This is a genomic window from Gordonia spumicola, from assembly GCF_009932475.1.
Lineage (GTDB): Bacteria > Actinomycetota > Actinomycetes > Mycobacteriales > Mycobacteriaceae > Gordonia > Gordonia spumicola.
Genome location: NZ_BJOV01000002.1, coordinates 506915 through 522196, shown reverse-complemented (window position 1 = coordinate 522196; position 15282 = coordinate 506915). Strand labels below are relative to the sequence as shown.

Annotated in this window: 16 protein-coding genes; 6 read left to right on the top strand and 10 right to left on the bottom strand. The window is 68.5% G+C overall.

Annotated features, from left to right (window positions below; genetic code table 11):
* Window positions 1–4 precede the first annotated feature (4 nt).
* Window positions 5–922 carry a DUF5926 family protein gene (locus GYB83_RS04530; protein WP_161894353.1) on the top strand — a complete coding sequence of 306 codons (918 nt, stop codon included), beginning with the start codon at window positions 5–7 and terminating at the stop codon, window positions 920–922.
* A 37-nt stretch (window positions 923–959) separates the two neighbouring features.
* Here GYB83_RS04530 and GYB83_RS04525 read toward each other — a convergent pair whose 3' ends face one another.
* The 5 genes from GYB83_RS04525 to serS form a co-directional block, all read right to left on the bottom strand.
* Entirely contained in the window at window positions 960–1739 is a 780-nt protein-coding gene (locus GYB83_RS04525; protein ID WP_371865006.1) for an endonuclease domain-containing protein, read from the bottom strand.
* Between the two features lie 253 nt (window positions 1740–1992).
* A complete protein-coding gene (locus GYB83_RS04520; RefSeq protein ID WP_161894351.1) occupies window positions 1993–2538 on the bottom strand; it encodes a ferritin in 546 nt (181 codons plus the stop codon).
* 10 nt (window positions 2539–2548) lie between these two features.
* Window positions 2549–3661, bottom strand: a complete 1113-nt coding sequence (locus tag GYB83_RS04515) for an LCP family protein (RefSeq protein ID WP_443093429.1) — start codon at window positions 3659–3661, stop codon at window positions 2549–2551.
* Between the two features lie 230 nt (window positions 3662–3891).
* Complete coding sequence (locus tag GYB83_RS04510) at window positions 3892–4710, bottom strand: hypothetical protein (RefSeq protein ID WP_161894350.1); 819 nt, start codon at window positions 4708–4710, stop codon at window positions 3892–3894.
* 4 nt (window positions 4711–4714) lie between these two features.
* Entirely contained in the window at window positions 4715–5971 is a 1257-nt protein-coding gene (gene serS, locus GYB83_RS04505; RefSeq protein WP_161894349.1) for a serine--tRNA ligase, read from the bottom strand.
* Between the two features lie 54 nt (window positions 5972–6025).
* Between serS and GYB83_RS04500 the strand changes: the two genes are divergently transcribed.
* Entirely contained in the window at window positions 6026–7198 is a 1173-nt protein-coding gene (locus GYB83_RS04500) for a septum formation family protein (protein WP_161894348.1), read from the top strand.
* A 1-nt stretch (window position 7199) separates the two neighbouring features.
* Window positions 7200–7550, top strand: a complete 351-nt coding sequence (locus GYB83_RS04495) for a metallopeptidase family protein (RefSeq protein ID WP_161894347.1) — start codon at window positions 7200–7202, stop codon at window positions 7548–7550.
* Window positions 7551–7572: 22 nt separating this feature from the next.
* Here GYB83_RS04495 and GYB83_RS04490 read toward each other — a convergent pair whose 3' ends face one another.
* The gene (locus GYB83_RS04490; RefSeq protein ID WP_161894346.1) at window positions 7573–8217 is read right to left on the bottom strand and encodes a histidine phosphatase family protein; all 645 of its coding nucleotides are present in this window, start codon (window positions 8215–8217) and stop codon (window positions 7573–7575) included.
* 1 nt (window position 8218) lies between these two features.
* Window positions 8219–9142 carry a prephenate dehydratase gene (gene pheA, locus GYB83_RS04485; RefSeq protein WP_186349708.1) on the bottom strand — a complete coding sequence of 308 codons (924 nt, stop codon included), beginning with the start codon at window positions 9140–9142 and terminating at the stop codon, window positions 8219–8221.
* A 127-nt stretch (window positions 9143–9269) separates the two neighbouring features.
* Between pheA and GYB83_RS04480 the strand changes: the two genes are divergently transcribed.
* Together GYB83_RS04480 and GYB83_RS04475 are read left to right on the top strand one after the other, a co-directional pair.
* Entirely contained in the window at window positions 9270–10016 is a 747-nt protein-coding gene (locus GYB83_RS04480; protein WP_161894344.1) for a DUF2470 domain-containing protein, read from the top strand.
* 44 nt (window positions 10017–10060) lie between these two features.
* Window positions 10061–10819, top strand: coding sequence for a CPBP family intramembrane glutamic endopeptidase (locus GYB83_RS04475; RefSeq protein ID WP_228461162.1), 759 nt, complete (start codon window positions 10061–10063; stop codon window positions 10817–10819).
* Between the two features lie 301 nt (window positions 10820–11120).
* Here the strand turns inward: GYB83_RS04475 and GYB83_RS04470 are convergent, their stop codons facing one another.
* From GYB83_RS04470 to GYB83_RS04460, 3 genes are all read right to left on the bottom strand, one after another.
* Entirely contained in the window at window positions 11121–11756 is a 636-nt protein-coding gene (locus GYB83_RS04470) for a TetR/AcrR family transcriptional regulator (protein WP_161894343.1), read from the bottom strand.
* 13 nt (window positions 11757–11769) lie between these two features.
* Window positions 11770–13347, bottom strand: a complete 1578-nt coding sequence (locus GYB83_RS04465) for an MBL fold metallo-hydrolase (protein WP_161894342.1) — start codon at window positions 13345–13347, stop codon at window positions 11770–11772.
* 100 nt (window positions 13348–13447) lie between these two features.
* A complete protein-coding gene (locus GYB83_RS04460; RefSeq protein ID WP_161894341.1) occupies window positions 13448–14023 on the bottom strand; it encodes a TetR/AcrR family transcriptional regulator in 576 nt (191 codons plus the stop codon).
* Between the two features lie 97 nt (window positions 14024–14120).
* On the opposite strand from GYB83_RS04460, the gene GYB83_RS04455 reads away from it, so the two are divergent.
* Entirely contained in the window at window positions 14121–15257 is a 1137-nt protein-coding gene (locus tag GYB83_RS04455; protein WP_161894340.1) for an acyl-CoA dehydrogenase family protein, read from the top strand.
* Window positions 15258–15282 lie beyond the last annotated feature (25 nt).

Here is a 15282-nt window from a genome sequence, read left to right as displayed (position 1 = left end):
ACGCATGGCAAAGAAGAGCAAGCGCGGCAGCGGCCCGCGCGAGGGCAGCAACCGCGCCGAGCGGATGGCCGAGCGCAAGGCGCGGCAGGCCGCGTCACTCGTCGCTCCGACACCTCCGTTCCACGGTCTGGCGGCCGAATGCGATCTGGTCGCCATGCGGTCGTTCATCGCCTCGGCGACCGCCAAGGCGACGTTCGCCGACGGCGCCGGCGCGACCAACGAGGTCGACTTCGCGACGGTCCTGCCCGGCGCGGTGTTCGCCGACGTGCGGGAGCGCTCGTCGGAGATGCAGGGTCTCGTCGCGCTGCAGACCGACCCCGAGCCGTCCGACCTGCGGGCGTCGCTAGCCGCGGCGCTCACCTGGGCCGGCTCGGCGAAGGCGGGCGATACGTACGCAGGCGCCCCGGCGGACGCGCAGCTCACCGAGATCCTCGACCCGACGGCCACCCTCGAGGTGATCGTCTACGAGAACTTCGACTGGTGGTTCACCGAAGGCGTGGACGTCGACCCGCAGGTCAAGGCCATGCTCGAGCGTGCCAACGAGACCATTCTCCCGACGGCCCGGCTGCATCCGGCCAGCGGCGTCGGCGCGCCGTGGTGGGTGGACGCGGGTGAACGGGCGCACCTGCGGTGGGTCCGCCCGGAGGACGAGGAGACCCTGATGAACGCGCTGGCGCGCGTCCATGCGGCCGGGGCGCTGACGATGGGCGAGGGTTCGCGCTTCGCCGGGTCGTTCCGCACCCACGGGCTCGTCGTCCCGGTGTTCGACCTCGACGTCGAAGCTCACCACGAGGAGTGGCACGACGGCCTCGACGCGCTCGACACGGCCCTCACCGAGGCGCTCGCCGACACGTCCGACCTCACGGCGGCTCAGCGCTCGTCGCGTGCCGGGATCATCGGCCGTCAGGTGACCCTGCGCTGACGTTCAACCGTCACTGCTCCGCGTGAGCACCCGCCTGTCAGGCAGTGCCGCGCGTGAGCGGTGACGACTGGACAGGATGCGACGGCCGGAGGTGGACTCCGGCGCGTATGGCTTCGTGAATTTTCGCCGTCGTGACGTCGGTGGTGTGCATCGTCTGCTTGTAGGTGAACCGCAACGGTGTGAAACCGAGCGCGTGAGCGTCGACGTCGCGTCGACGATCTGATTCGAAGTGCTCCTTGTCGCCGTGGAACTCCCATCCGTCGAGCTCGATGATCAGCCAGTCGCCGATCAGGATGTCCACGCAACCGACGCCGTCGATCGTCACTTGAAGATCGAACTTGACGTTCAGGCTCGTCAGGAACAGACGAATCACGGTCTCCGGACCGGAATCGGCACGTTCGTCGCAGCGGTCCAACAGTGCGAGCGTCCGCTTCGGCGCATTGCGGAACTGATACTGCATCTGTTCGAGCGTCATGAGGCGCTTGTTCAGGATCGAGTCGCACACGACGATGAAGTCGGTGTCGTTGAGGCATCGCGCCGCGTACTGGAGTGCGGTCTCGACGTCGTCCATCACCGCGTACTCGGGTTCGGGCCTGCCGAATCGCTTGCAGAACGGCCCTCGCAGGTTCCTGACCGCCCAGTTGTTCCCGCGCACATGCAGGTGGTTCTTCTCGCCGGGAACCCAGACGCCGAGTCGTCTCAGGGCGGACACGCAGCTGAGGACTCCTCCGCGCCTGACCGCGTCGACGATGTCGCCGGGCGGTGAGCCGATCAGGTACCACCCACGACGCAGTTGCCTGGCGTTCCCGGTCGCGATCAGCTCGTTGAACCGTTTGCGCCCGTACGCATCGATGAGTTGTCTGGTCGAGTACACGCCCGACGGAATCCGCTCCATGCCCGGGACTCTTGTCGGAGATATGTGAACAGTCCGGCTTTCCACACCGGAACCGCGGATCTGTGGATGGCATGACATTCATCCACAGATTCACCTGCGCGTTTACACGTCACCGCTCCGAGTGAGCAGCGCTCGTGGAAGCACTGCTCACTCGGAGCGGTGACGGTTGGACGAGCTACAGGTTGCCGCCGGCGGCGAGCGGTGCGGAGGCGTCGGCCTCGCCGCCCTTGCTGTTGAGTTCGCGCTGGACGAAGTTCTCCAGGTCGAACAGGTTGCCGTTGGCGCGCTCGGCGATGGTCTGGAGCGTCGTCATGCTGGCGACCTCCTCGACCTGCTCCTTGAGGAACCACTGCATGAACTGTTCGCCCAGGTAGTCGCCGCTCTCACGGGCCGAACTGGCGAGTGCGACGATCTGCTCGGTGACGACCTTCTCCTGGGACAGGGCCAGCTCGATCGGCTCGCGGTACTCGGTGAACTCGGTCACGGGGGCCTTCGCGGCGGGCACCTTGACGTCGATGTCGCGGTCCAGGAAGTACTGGACGATCATCATCGCGTGATTGCGTTCCTCGACGGACTGCTCGTAGAAGTGCTGCGCCATCTGCGGCATGTCGTGGGCGTCGTACCAGACCGCGAGCGCCACATACTGCTGTGACGCGGAGAACTCGTTGCTGATCTGGTCGTGGAGCAGTTCCTGGAACTGGGTGCGAGCGCTGTCGGTCATGCCGTACAGGTTAGCCGAGTGCCGACCCGTCGGAACTGCTCAGGAGGTCCTTCGGGACCTCCACACCGCGGCTGACGTACTCGAAGAACTTCGAGGTGGTGGAGCCCGGGATCAGCGAGTCGCCGTCGTCGGTGATCTGATCGCCGTCGGTGGGGACGGTCGTGGTGACCGGGTCGGTGAGCTTGTACGCCAGCCATGCGAGGTCCCACAGGTGATCGCCCTCGGCGACCGTCACGGCGTCGACGGCTCCGTTGACGAACGGGATCAGCCGGAACGGATTCAGCAGGACGCCGGGGCTCGTGGCCTTGGACATCAGTGCCGCGAAGAACTTCCGCTGGTTGATCACGCGTTCGAGGTCGGCGTTGGGGAACGCTCGGGTCCGGACGAGGCCGAGGGCCTGCGCGCCGTTGAGGTCCTGGCAGCCTGCCTTCAGCTTCAGGCCGGCCTTCGGGTCGTGGAGCGGCCGGTTGAGGCACATGTTCACGCCGCCGACGGCGTCCACCAGGCTGTCGAAGCCGCCGAAGCCGATCTCGATGTAGTGGTCGATGTGGACCTTGCTGAACTCCTCGATGGTCTGGACCAGGAGCTTCGGCCCGCCGGAGTTGAACGCCGAGTTGATCTTGTGACTGCCCTGTCCGGGGATGGGGACGTACAGGTCGCGGGGCACGCTGATCAGCATCGGCTTCCCCGACGTGGGGAAGTGGGCGAGCATGATCGTGTCGGTGCGTGCGCCGTCGCTGTCGCCGGTGGCGAGTTTGTCCTTCTCGGCCTGACTGAGTCCCGACCGCGAGTCGGTGCCGACGATGAGCCAGTTGGTGCCCGGCGTGTCGCCGATGCGGCCGGGGTAGTCGGCGAGCGCGTCGACGCGATGGAGTTTGGAGTCGTAGTAGAACATCAGGCCGACCGGCAGGAGCAGCAGGACGAGCAGCACGACGAGGGCGATGCGCAGCCAGCGGCGAGGCTTCTTCCTCTTGCCCGCCTTCCGCGGCGGTGCGGCGGGCGCGTGGTCGGGTCGGTTCGACGACGGACGTCGGGGCGGCGGTCCCTGAGGGGGACGACGCCTGTCGTCGCGCGGGATCGGTTCCGGCTCCTGGCGGGGAGCGTAGTCGGGGCGGCCCCGCAACGGCTCGGCCCCGGGCTGCGGGGTGTACCGATGGGGGCGCGCAGGCTCTTGCGACCAGGCGCGTGGCGGCTGGTACGGGGCGTCGGGCGCCCCGTATGTCGGGGCGGCCTGCGTTGCATCGGTGGCTCGGGCCGGTCGTTCATCCTCCGGTCGCGTCTCCTCAATCCCGGTCGTCGTGAAATCCCAGCCACCCTACCGCCGGCGCCTGTCGAAATGCTGAGTCGTGTCGTCTATTCGACCGCCGCGACACCGTCGGACAAGGCGACGACCACGGCTCCGACGATCGCCGCGATGAACGACACGACCGTGACCGCACCCCATCCCGGACGGGTCTGGTCGCCGAGGAGGACGGCTCCGACGACACCGGGGATGACGGTCTCGCCGACCGCGACGGCTGCGGCGGCTCCCGCGACGGCTCCGGTCTGGAGCGCGGCGGTGAACAGGTAGAACCCGCCCGCGCCGCACAGGACGACGGCGTAGGCGGCCGGATCGGACAGGAGTTCGCCGAGCCGGAACGGGGCCACGCCGTCGACGATCCGGATGGCGACGGTCATCAACCCGAACAACACGCCGGACGTGAGGGCCGCGGGGAGGGCGGCGCGGCGGGCCCGCGCCGCCAGCAGGCCGCCGCCGAGGAGGGCCGCGCCGCCGACGAGCAGTGCCCAGTGCAGCATGCGACCGGGGTCGTCGTGCCCTTCGGCTCCCGAGGTGAGGCCGAGCGCGATGAGCGCGATCACCGCGACGGCGATGCCCGCGCGGTCGCGGCGGGTCAGGGCCACCTTGAGGACGATGGTCGCGAGAACCGCGGTGACCAGCAGATTCGAGCTGATGATCGGTTGCGACAGGAACAGCGGCAGCGTCCGCGAGGCGACCGCGGTGCAGACGAAACCGACGGCGTCTAGCGCCATGCCGCCGATGAAGACGGGATGGAGCATCGCGCCGATGGGCGACGCGTCGGCGCCTGCGCGTGCCGCGGCGTGCGCCTGCATCACCGATGCCGTACCGAAGGCGAGAGCCGCGACGATCGCCGCGACCACGCCGACGGTCACGATGTCACTTCGGTGCGATGACGTCGACGCCGACGAAGCGCGCGAGCTGTTCCGGGAGCTTCACCGAGCCGTCGGGCTGCTGGTGGTTCTCCAGGATGGCGACCAGCCAACGGGTGGTCGCGAGGGTGCCGTTGAGGGTGGCCGCGGTCTGCGCCTTGCCGTTCTCGTCGCGGTAGCGGACCTGGAGGCGGCGCGCCTGGAACGTGGTGCAGTTCGACGTCGACGTGAGCTCGCGGTAGGTGTTCTGCGTCGGGACCCAGGCCTCGCAGTCGAACTTCCGGGCCGCGGAGCTGCCGAGGTCGCCGCCCGCGACGTCGATCACGCGGTAGGGGACGTCGATCGCGGCGAGCATGTCCTTCTCCCACGCGAGGAGACGCTGGTGCTCGGCCTCGGCGTCTTCGGGCCTGCAGTAGATGAAGCCCTCCACCTTGTCGAACTGGTGGACGCGGATGATGCCGCGAGTGTCCTTGCCGTACGAGCCAGCCTCGCGGCGGAAGCAGGTGGACCAGCCCGCGTAGCGCTTGGGCCCCTCGGACAGGTCGAGGATCTCGTCGGAGTGGTATCCGGCGAGGGGCACCTCGGACGTTCCGACGAGGTACATGTCGTCGGCTTCGAGGCGGTACACCTCGTCGGCGTGCGAGCCGAGGAAGCCGGTTCCCTGCATCACCTCCGGTCGGACGAGCACCGGCGGGATCATCAGGGTGAACCCGTTCGCGGTCGCCTTCGCCGCGGCCATGTTCAGCAGGCCGAGCTGCAGCTGTGCTCCGAGACCGGTGAGGAAGTAGAAGCGCGAACCCGACACCTTGGCGCCGCGCGCCATGTCGATGAGTCCGAGGCGTTCGCCGATCTCCAGGTGATCCTTGGGGTCGTCGATCCGACGTGGCTCACCGACGTGCTCGATCACCACGTAGTCGTCCTCGCCGCCGGGCGGGGTGGCCTCGGAGACGATGTTGGAGATGGCCCGCTGGCATGCGACGGCGGTCTCGTCGGCTTCGCTCTGCCGGGCGACGGCGGCCTTGACCTGTTCGGCCAGCTCCTTGCCTCGGGCCAGGAGGGCGGTCTTCTCGTCGCCGGACGCCTTGCCGACCTGCTTCCCGAGGGCCTTCTGTTCCGATCGCAGGGCGTCGGCCTCCGAGATGGCGGCACGACGGTCGACGTCGGCCTGCAGGAGGCGGTCGACGAGCGCCGGGTCTTCGCCGCGAGTGCGCTGCGACGCGCGGACGAGGTCGGGATTATCACGCAGGATCTTCAGATCGATCACACGTTGACCCTACTAGGAAGACATCGTCGAGGCCGACCAGGCATGATGGATGCGATGACTTCCGACAGCGACAACGGTGGGGACGGCGACGAGCGGTCGCCGTGGTTGGACGACGCCGACGAGTTCGACACGTACCCCGTCGACGACGACGAGCCCGATGCGGAGCCCGCGACCGGCGGCCCGCGTCACCCGCTGCGGTCGGTGCTGGTGGCGGTCCTGATCGGCGCCGTCGTCGCGGGCGCCGTGCTGTTCGCGACCGGAGGCTTCTCGGGCGCCGGGGGCGTCGGGTCGACGGAGATCGGGGAGAGCGGCACGGTCGCCGACGACCTCAGCAGGTCCGAGCCCGGGGACTGCCTGCAGTGGACGGTCGACCCGCCGAGCGAGGCGACGCTCGTCGACTGCGCGGAACCGCATCGGTTCGAGGTCGCGGGCACACTCGACACGGCGGCTTTCCCGTCGTCGGAGTTCGCCGCCGATGCGCAGTGGCCGGGCAAGGAGCGTTTCTCGTCGATCCGTGACGAGAACTGCCCCGCCGTCGTCGATCGGTATCTGGCGGGCGGTCTCGACCCGGCGGGTCGCTTCGGCGTCGGACTGATGTACCCGTTGCGCAGCCAGTGGGAGCGCGGAGCCCGCGTGCTTCGTTGCGGCATCGAACAGCCGGGGGCGAAGGGTGTTCAGGAGGAGTTCTCCGGGCGCGTCGCCGATGTGGACCAGTCGATCGAGTGGGCTCCGGGCACCTGCGTCGGCATCGATCAGGCGACGCGCGAACCGACGAGGGCGGTCGTCAACTGCTCGGAGGCGCACGCGTTCCAGACGACGGGCGTCGTCGACCTGTCGCAGCGGTTCGGCGCCCGCAACTCGGGTAAGCCGTGGCCCAACGTGCAGTCGCAGAACGACTACCTGCGCAAGATCTGTCCGACGCAGACCAACCGCTTCTTCGGCGGTGCCGACAGGTTCGCCGCGACCACGCTCAACGTCCAGTGGTCGACGACGGCCGAGGTCAGCTGGCTCACCGGCAGTCGTCGCGTGGTCTGCTACGTCGGACTGCCGTACCGCGGCGGCTTCGCCAATCTGGTCGGCGACGCCCGGCAGGACGAACTGCTGATCAACGGCCGCGTCCCGGTCCCGCCGGCCAAGGGCCCGCCGGGACGATCGGTCGGCACGCCGGTGCCGCTGCCGCCCGGATACAACGCGGACGACCGCGAGATCCCGGCTCCCGCGGGCTGACATGGCTGTTCACATGTCGGACCGGGACTTCGAGTACCTGGTCGGCGACGCCCTCGACCTACTGCCGACGGAGTTCACCGACGCGATGTCGAATGTCGCGATCCTCGTCCGCCCGCGCAATGCGGACGAGCCGACTCTCCTCGGGCTCTATCACGGTGTCGCGCTCACCGAGCGGACCTTCGACTACCAGGGCTTCCTCCCCGACACGATCGAGATCTACCGCGAGCCGATCCTCGCCATGTGCCGCACCGTCGACGAGGTCCGACACGAGGTCGCGGTCACCGTCCTGCACGAGGTCGGCCACCACTTCGGGATCGACGACGAATGGCTCCACGCCCACGGTTGGGGCTGACGATCCTGCGACCGGGGGCGCCTCAGCCCATCGGATCGACGACGGCTCCGTGGCCGGGGAGGTCCGCGGTCCCCCACCGGTGCACGGTCCAGACGCCGTCGGTGTAGTCGAGTTCCACCGAGCCGGTGTTCGAGAGGTAGTTCGCCATCGCGAACTCGGGGTCGATCCCGGAGAGGTGGGCGGCGATCAGGCGGATCGCGGCGCCGTGTGAGACGAGGTACACGTCGCGGCCCTCGCCGACGATGTACTTGCTGGTCAGGTCGTCGACGGTGGGGAGATAGCGCGTGTGCAGGGCCTCGAGGGACTCGCCGCCTGGCAGGCTGGCGTCGAGCTCTCCGTGGTGCCAGCGGGTGACGACGTCGTGGAAGACCTCGTGCGCCTCGCGGTCGGACCGTCCCTCGTAGTCGCCGACCTGGATCTCGTGGACGCCGTCGACCGTCACCATGTCCGATCCCCACGCGGAGGCGATCATGTCGGCCGTCTGGCGGGCGCGGTTCGCGACCGAGTGGGCGAGGACCGCTCCCGAGCCTTCGGGGTGGTCGAGGCCGAATCGGACGCCCTGTCGGGCGCCGAAGTCGGTGAGCGACGCGCCGGGCAGGGCCGTGTCGAGGATCTTCATCACGTTCGACGTGGTCTCGCCGTGACGGACGAGGTGCAGGCGAGCCATGTCAGTCGGTTCCTTCCATCAGTCGGTCGAACCAGTCGTGCGATTCGGTGTGGTCCGGCGGCACGTCGGGGATCCCGCGGTCGATGGGCCACGAGCCCAGATACACCACGCGCTCGGAGGTCCGGTGCAGTGCGCGCAGTGCCTCGCCGACGGCGGCGTCGTCGATGTGACCGCACGCGTCGAGGTAGAAGCGGTACTGGCCCGGTGCCCCGGAGCCGCGCGGCCGGGACTCGATGCGGGTCAGGTCGACGCCGCGCGTCGCGAACTCGTTCATCGCGGACACCAGGGAGCCGGGCACGTTCGGCAGGTCGAGGATCACCGCGGTCCGGTCGGTGCCGGTGGCCGGGGTGGGCGGTCCGGGCGGTCCGAGCAGCAGGAACCGGGTCACGGCGTCGTCGGCGTCGGCCATGTGGTCGGCGATGGCGGTGAGGCCGTGCAGGCGGGCCGCGGCCGCGGTGGTGACGGCGGCGTCGGCGCGTCCGGCGGCGGCGTCCGCGGCGGCGGCCGCGTTGGAGGTGGCGATCACGAACTCGGCGTTCGGGAACGTCTCGGCGACGCTGCGTCGTACCTGCGCGGAGGCCACGGGGTACGCGGCGATCGTGCGGACGTCGGCCGCGGGCGTCCGGTCGCGTGCGGCGATGGTGAACGCGATGTCGAGCGACACCTCGGCGTAGGCCTGCACCCGGCGCTGGCCCGCCTGCGGGACGAGCGCGTCCATCGTGGCCGGGACGGCGCCTTCCAGTGAACTCTCGATCGGTACGCAGCCGTAGTCGGCCTCGCCGGCCCTGACCGCGGCGATCACGGCGATCGGGCTGCTCAGCGGCCGTTTCTCGACGGGTTCGGGGTGATCGTCTCGCTGCAGAATCGCGTCGAGCGCCATCTCGGTGAAGGTGCCCGCTGGGCCGAAGTATGCGAAGACTGGCACGTCGTCCACAGTAACCGAGCACGTCCGGTCAGGCTCTCGATGAGTTGATCCGTTGACGACGACGCCAGCTCAAACTAAGTTAGGGTCACATTACTTAGGGTTGCCTACTAACGATTCGAGGACGCCGATGTCGAACAGTCACACCCACGCCGTCGTCACGCCGTGCGACGCGGAGTTGATCTCGACCGCGTGCAGGCGGGCGGCGGGCGGCACCCTGTCGGTTGACGGCTCCGCGGTCTGCGACGATGTCGCGATGGTCCACCTGTTCGAGGGGGACGCGTTCCTCCTCGTCGCCGACGCCGCACCCGCGCTCGTCGTCGCGCAGGGGACGGGCGGATCGTCGGCCATGCTCGAAGTGATCGACACCGCGCCCCTGCAACTGCGTGAACCCGTGCGCGGACTGATCTGGCTGTCCGGCGAACTGCACGACGTCCCGCCGGAGCTGCAACGTGAACTCGCCCTCGAGATCGCGGGTGAGCACCCGAACGAACGGCTGCTCGACATCGGCCACGGCTGGTCGATGGTTCGCCTCGCCGTCGAATCGGCCGTCATCGCGTCGTCGGCGGGTGCGAGCGCCGTCGACGTGGAGACCCTCGCCTGCGCGGAGCCCGACCTGTTCTGGGCCTTCGAGGGCGACTGGCTCGGGCACCTCGAGGCCGATCACGCCGACCTCGTCCACCAGCTGTCACGACGGATCCCGCCTGCCCAACGCATCGGGCGCGTCCGGCCGCTCCGCCTCGACCGCTTCGGGATCACCCTCCGCGTCGAGGCGGCCGACACCGACCGCGACGTCCGACTCCCGTTCTCCCGGCCCGTCACCCGCGTCTGCGACCTGTCGTCGGCCCTGCACTCCCTCGCACTCGATCACCTCTGACGGGGTTCGCCATACCGTAGACGTGCGGCGTCTACCGTGAGCGTGTGCGAGTAGACGAGCCGGGTGCCAGGCGGGCGATCGTCGTCGAGATGGCGATCGTCGGGGTCCTGACGTTCGGGTTCTCGGCGTTGTCGTCGGTCCTGTCGCTGGTCGAGGCCCAACTGGGGCCGGGGATCTCGCAGACGACTGTCGCGTTGAATCCGGCCGAGTCGTCGGTGATGGCGATCGACGTGATCCGGCAGGTGATGCGGGCGGTCCGGCTGTTCGCGATCGGCGGGTTGGGCGCGTATCTCCTGTGGCGGGGCGGGCTCAGGCTCGCCGACGTCGGGCTCGGTCGACCGTCCAAGCGGGACGTCCTGCCGGGCGTGGGGCTCGCGGCGGTCATCGGGGTGCCAGGCCTCGCGCTCGTCGCCGCGGCCTCGGCTCTCGGCGTCAGCGGGCAGCTGGCACCCGCGCCCGCGGGCAGTCCGTGGTGGCGGATACTGCTGCTCTGCGTGATCGCGGCGGGCAACGCGGTCGCCGAAGAGGTGGTCGTCGTCGCCTACTTCATGACGCGGCTCCGGCAGGTGGGCGTCGGCGAGGTGGGGACGCTGGTCTCCTCGGCTCTGCTGCGCGGCGGATATCACCTGTATCAGGGGATCGGCGGCGGGGTGGGGAACGTCGTCATGGGCCTGGTGTTCGGCCGCTGGTATCAGAAGACGAACAGGTTGTGGCCGCTGATCGTCGCGCACACCGTCATCGACGTGATCGCATTCGCCGGGTACTCGCTGTTGGCCGACCGCCTCGGTTGGCTCGGTCTGTGACCTGGCACGCCGCCGAATAGTCGGGGAAGAGAGGGGGGAGCGCGACGCGGGTCAAGCTGGGGACATGCCCCGCGCCCGCGTCGCGCTCCGACGATCCGAGCAGCTCCCTCCCAAGAGCCCCGATTCCACCCGGATCGAACTTGTGTGCCGGTCGATGTCAATCCGAACCAGCGCGCTTGTTGTGAGACTCCGTAGTCTCACAACCACGTGAACGAACTTATCATGCAGTTAACCGCCGCGCATAGGCCTGTTGTTACATTGAGCGTTGTAATCGTGCCTGATGGGCACACATACTGTGCTGTCAGTCCGAATCGACGGCAATGCGAACCAGGAGGTCGGCCAGGAGGGCGACGATCGTCTCCCGGTCGGGACGCGGATCGGCGGTCGCCCACCGGTGGACCACCGCCGTCATCGACCCGATGAACGCGGTGGCGCTGTAGTCGATCGGCTTGGACGTCGTCGACGGGAGCGCCGCGATCATCGCTCCCATGTACTGGGCCCACTCGTCACGGCTGGTGACGCGGTGGTGTTCCATCGCCTCGGAGATGCCGCCGATCTCGATGAACGCACACCTGACGATCCGCGGATCGACGGCGACGGCGTCGAGGTAGGCGCGCATCGAGTTCCGTGCCACCGAGTGCAGGTCGGTCGGGTCGCTCGCGGCGATCGCCTCCGACACCTTCCCCAGGGCGGCGGACTGGATTCCCGAGTAGATCTCGGTGAGCAATTCCTCGCTGCCCGAGTACTCCTCGTAGAACTGCCTGCGGGACAGGCCCGCCTCGGCGCACAACGCCGATATCGTCACCCGCGCGAATCCGAGGGTTCCGAACAACTCCAGACCCGCCGCTTGGAAACGTTCCCGCCTGTCGGCCCGGCGATCTTCCAGCGAACGTCCGCGATAGGAGCGGACGGGAGTGGAGGAGGCGTCGGACGTCACGCAATCGTTCCTATCAGGACTCTGCGCGCTGGGAGCGGAGTTCGTGACCCTTGGACGTGAGACAGCGCCCGCTGGACAGATCCCACTGCCATCCGTGCAGGTTGCACGTCAGCTTCTCGCCGTCGACGACGCCGAACTTGCTCAGGTCCGCCTTGAGGTGCGGGCACCGGCGCTGCACGGTCCAGCCGTCGAGTTCGATGGACGCCGAATCGTCGTGCGCCTCGTTGAACCAGCCGTCGGCGTACGCGATGCGTTCGTCGGTGAGGCACTTGAAGAACGTGTACAGGTACTCGTTGTAGCCGCCGATGCGCCACGTGGTGAACCGCGTCGACAGGAAGATCGTGTTGACCCAGTCCGGTTCGTCGTCGCGCAGGACCGTGCGCACGAGCTCCGGAGCGATCCGGAAGCCGTAGCGGTACTTGCCGTCGCCGTCCTCCTTCATGCGCACCACCCGCTTGGGGAAGTCGAGGACGAACGTCTCGTCGCCCACCACGAGGCCGACCGGGTAGCCGATGCCGTCGGAGATCAGGTCGGAGGCCGCCATGATCGGCTCGAACGTGGCCTTCAACTGGGGGAGGAGCGGATCGCCGTCGGCGGCGGCCCACGTGGCCTTCTCGGCGGCGATGACCGGAGCGAACTTCTCCTTCATCTTCTCCAGATACGCCTTCTTGCCCTCGCCGAACACCTGCTCCGGCGGGTACGGATGCGAGATCTCGAGGAGTTCGTCGCCGCGGAAGTCGGCCTTCGAGCCCGACACCATCATCAGGCCGCGATGCTTCACGCCGTCGTCGGTGCCGTGGATCCGCATCTGCTCCAGGAAGTCGGCCTGGTCGGGGAAGATGCTCGCCTTGTCGGCGTCGCTGCCGGTGTTGAAGTCGTTCAGGACGTACAGGTCGTCGTCGAGGAACATCGGCGGGCCCGCGGAGGGGACCACCCAGGTGGCTCCGACCTGCTCGATGTACGACCGCGCACGGTCCATGCCGCGCTGTCGCTTCTGCATTGCGAAGTTGGCCTTCGACTTGCGCGGGATGTCGTAGACCATCGGGTACCAGATGGCTCCCGAGTACTGCAGCAGGTGGACGTCCACGCGGCCGAACGCCTCGTTGACGACGTCGAGGTCGATCGGCCTCGCGTCGTTCATGTTGAAGCAGACCGTCTCGCCGTCGTCGACGATGAGACCGGAGTCGCCGATCGGACCGTCGGCCGGTGCGCGCAGCGCGATGATCATCACGTCGAGGTCGCCCTTGGGGCCCGACACGTGGTGCTTGCGCGAGTCGTCGGTCTCCACGAACTTCGTGAAGCCGAGACGCTCCAGTTCGCGTCGCAGGTCGGGAACGGGGTAGTCGGGCAACAGGACCGTCGCGTCCTTGTTGACGTTGTCGATCAGGTTCTTCTCGTCGAAGTGATCGCGGTGCAGGTGCGAGACGTACAGGTAGTCGCAGTCGCCGATCGCCTTCCAGTCCAGCTCGGTGTTGTCCGGGAACGGGATCCAGGACGCGAAGTACGCGGGATTGACCCACGGGTCGCAGACGATGGAACCCGCGGCGGTCTGGATGTGGAATCCGGCGTGGCCGATGCTGGTGATCTGCACGGGGCTGGTGCCTTTCGATGGGAAGTACTGCCCTGACAGCGTATCGCCGACGTCGGACGCCGCGCCTGTCGCCGGTGGGACTTACGGCCCTGGGCACGCCCTACGCGCTGACGCCCGCGGTCACGATCGCTGCCAGTTCGCGGTAGGCGGCGGCGTCGTCGAGCCCGGTGGCGGCGCGCACCTCGCCCTGTTGGATGCGGACCATCGTCGTCGCCGCCAGATCGGCGGCGAACGCGGCGTGGACGTCGCGGAACGCGCCCGCCGCGACACCCGCGTCGATGAGTTCCTTGACGCGTAGGGCGGCGATGCGGGTGTTCTGTTCGTACGCCTCCCGCGCCGGGCCGAAGGCCGCCACGTCGGCCAGCCACTGCGGGGACGCCACGGTGAGGGCGTCGCCGACCGACGACAGGTAGACGGTGATCCGTTCGCGCGGGTCGTCGTGTCGTGCCACCGAGTCCTCGACGGTGGTCGTCGCCCGCCGGAAGAAGCCGATGGTCGTGGTGCGCACCAGTTCGTCCTTGCTCGGCGCGAGGTTGTACAGCGTGGACTTGGAGCAGCGCAGCCGTGCGGCGATCGCGTCGAGGGTCAGGTGTGCGAAGCCCTCGGCGAGGAACAGTGCGAGGAGCTCGTCGAACAGTTGGGCGTGCCGCGCGGTGGTGAACGTCGACGAGGTCATGTCACCACAGTAGTACTGCGAGAACCCTTGTAGTACTGCTCGACCGGCAGTACTCTTCAGGTCACCCCAGTACTGTCGTTTCCTCGAGGAGCCCGCCGTGCCCGCTGACCGCCTTCTGCCGACCGATGAGGCCCGCGACCTCATCGCCCTGACCCGCGACATCGCCGACAAGGTGCTCGCGCCCGTCGTCGACGAGCACGAGAAGGCCGAGAAGTATCCCGACGGCGTGTTCGCGACCCTCGGCGAGGCCGGACTGCTGAGCCTGCCGTACCCGGAGGAGTGGGGCGGCGGCGGGCAGCCCTACGAGGTGTACCTGCAGGTCCTGGAGGAGATCGCGTCTCGTTGGGCGGCCGTCGGTGTCGCGGTCAGCGTGCACAGCCTCGCGTGCCACCCGCTGTTCTCCTTCGGCACCGGGGAACAGAAGGAGCGCTGGCTGCCCGACATGCTCGGCGGCGGCACGATCGGTGCGTACAGCCTCTCCGAGCCGCAGGCCGGATCGGACGCCGCGGCGTTGGTCTGCAAGGCGACACCGGTGGACGACGGCTACTCGATCACCGGCGAGAAGGCGTGGATCACCCACGGCGGCGTCGCCGACTTCTACAACCTGTTCGCGCGCACCGGCGAGGGTTCGAAAGGCATCTCGTGCTTCCTCGTGCCCGACGGCGTCGACGGCCTCAGCTTCGGCAGGCCCGAGGAGAAGATGGGTCTGACGGCGGTCCCGACCACATCGGCGCGGTACGACGACGTGCGGCTCCCCGACGACCGACGGATCGGCACGGAGGGGCAGGGTCTGCAGATCGCGTTCAGCGCCCTCGACTCCGGCAGGCTCGGCATCGCGGCCGTCGCCACCGGCATCGCGCAAGCCGCGCTGGACGAGGCCGTCGCCTACGCCAAGGAGCGGGAGACGTTCGGCCGCAAGATCATCGATCACCAGGGACTCGGCTTCCTGCTCGCCGACATGGCCGCGGCCGTCGACTCCGCTCGGGCCACCTACCTCGACGCCGCCCGCCGCCGCGACGCCGGTCTCCCGTACTCGCGGAACGCGTCCGTCGCCAAACTGGTCGCGACGGACGCGGCGATGAAGGTCACCACCGACGCCGTGCAGGTCCTCGGCGGCAACGGGTACACCCGCGACTTCCGCCCGGAACGACTCATGAGGGAGGCCAAGATCACGCAGATCTTCGAGGGGACCAACCAGATCCAGCGACTGGTCATCGCTCGTTCGCTCGCGTGATCGTCGTCCGAGACGAGACCGGGGG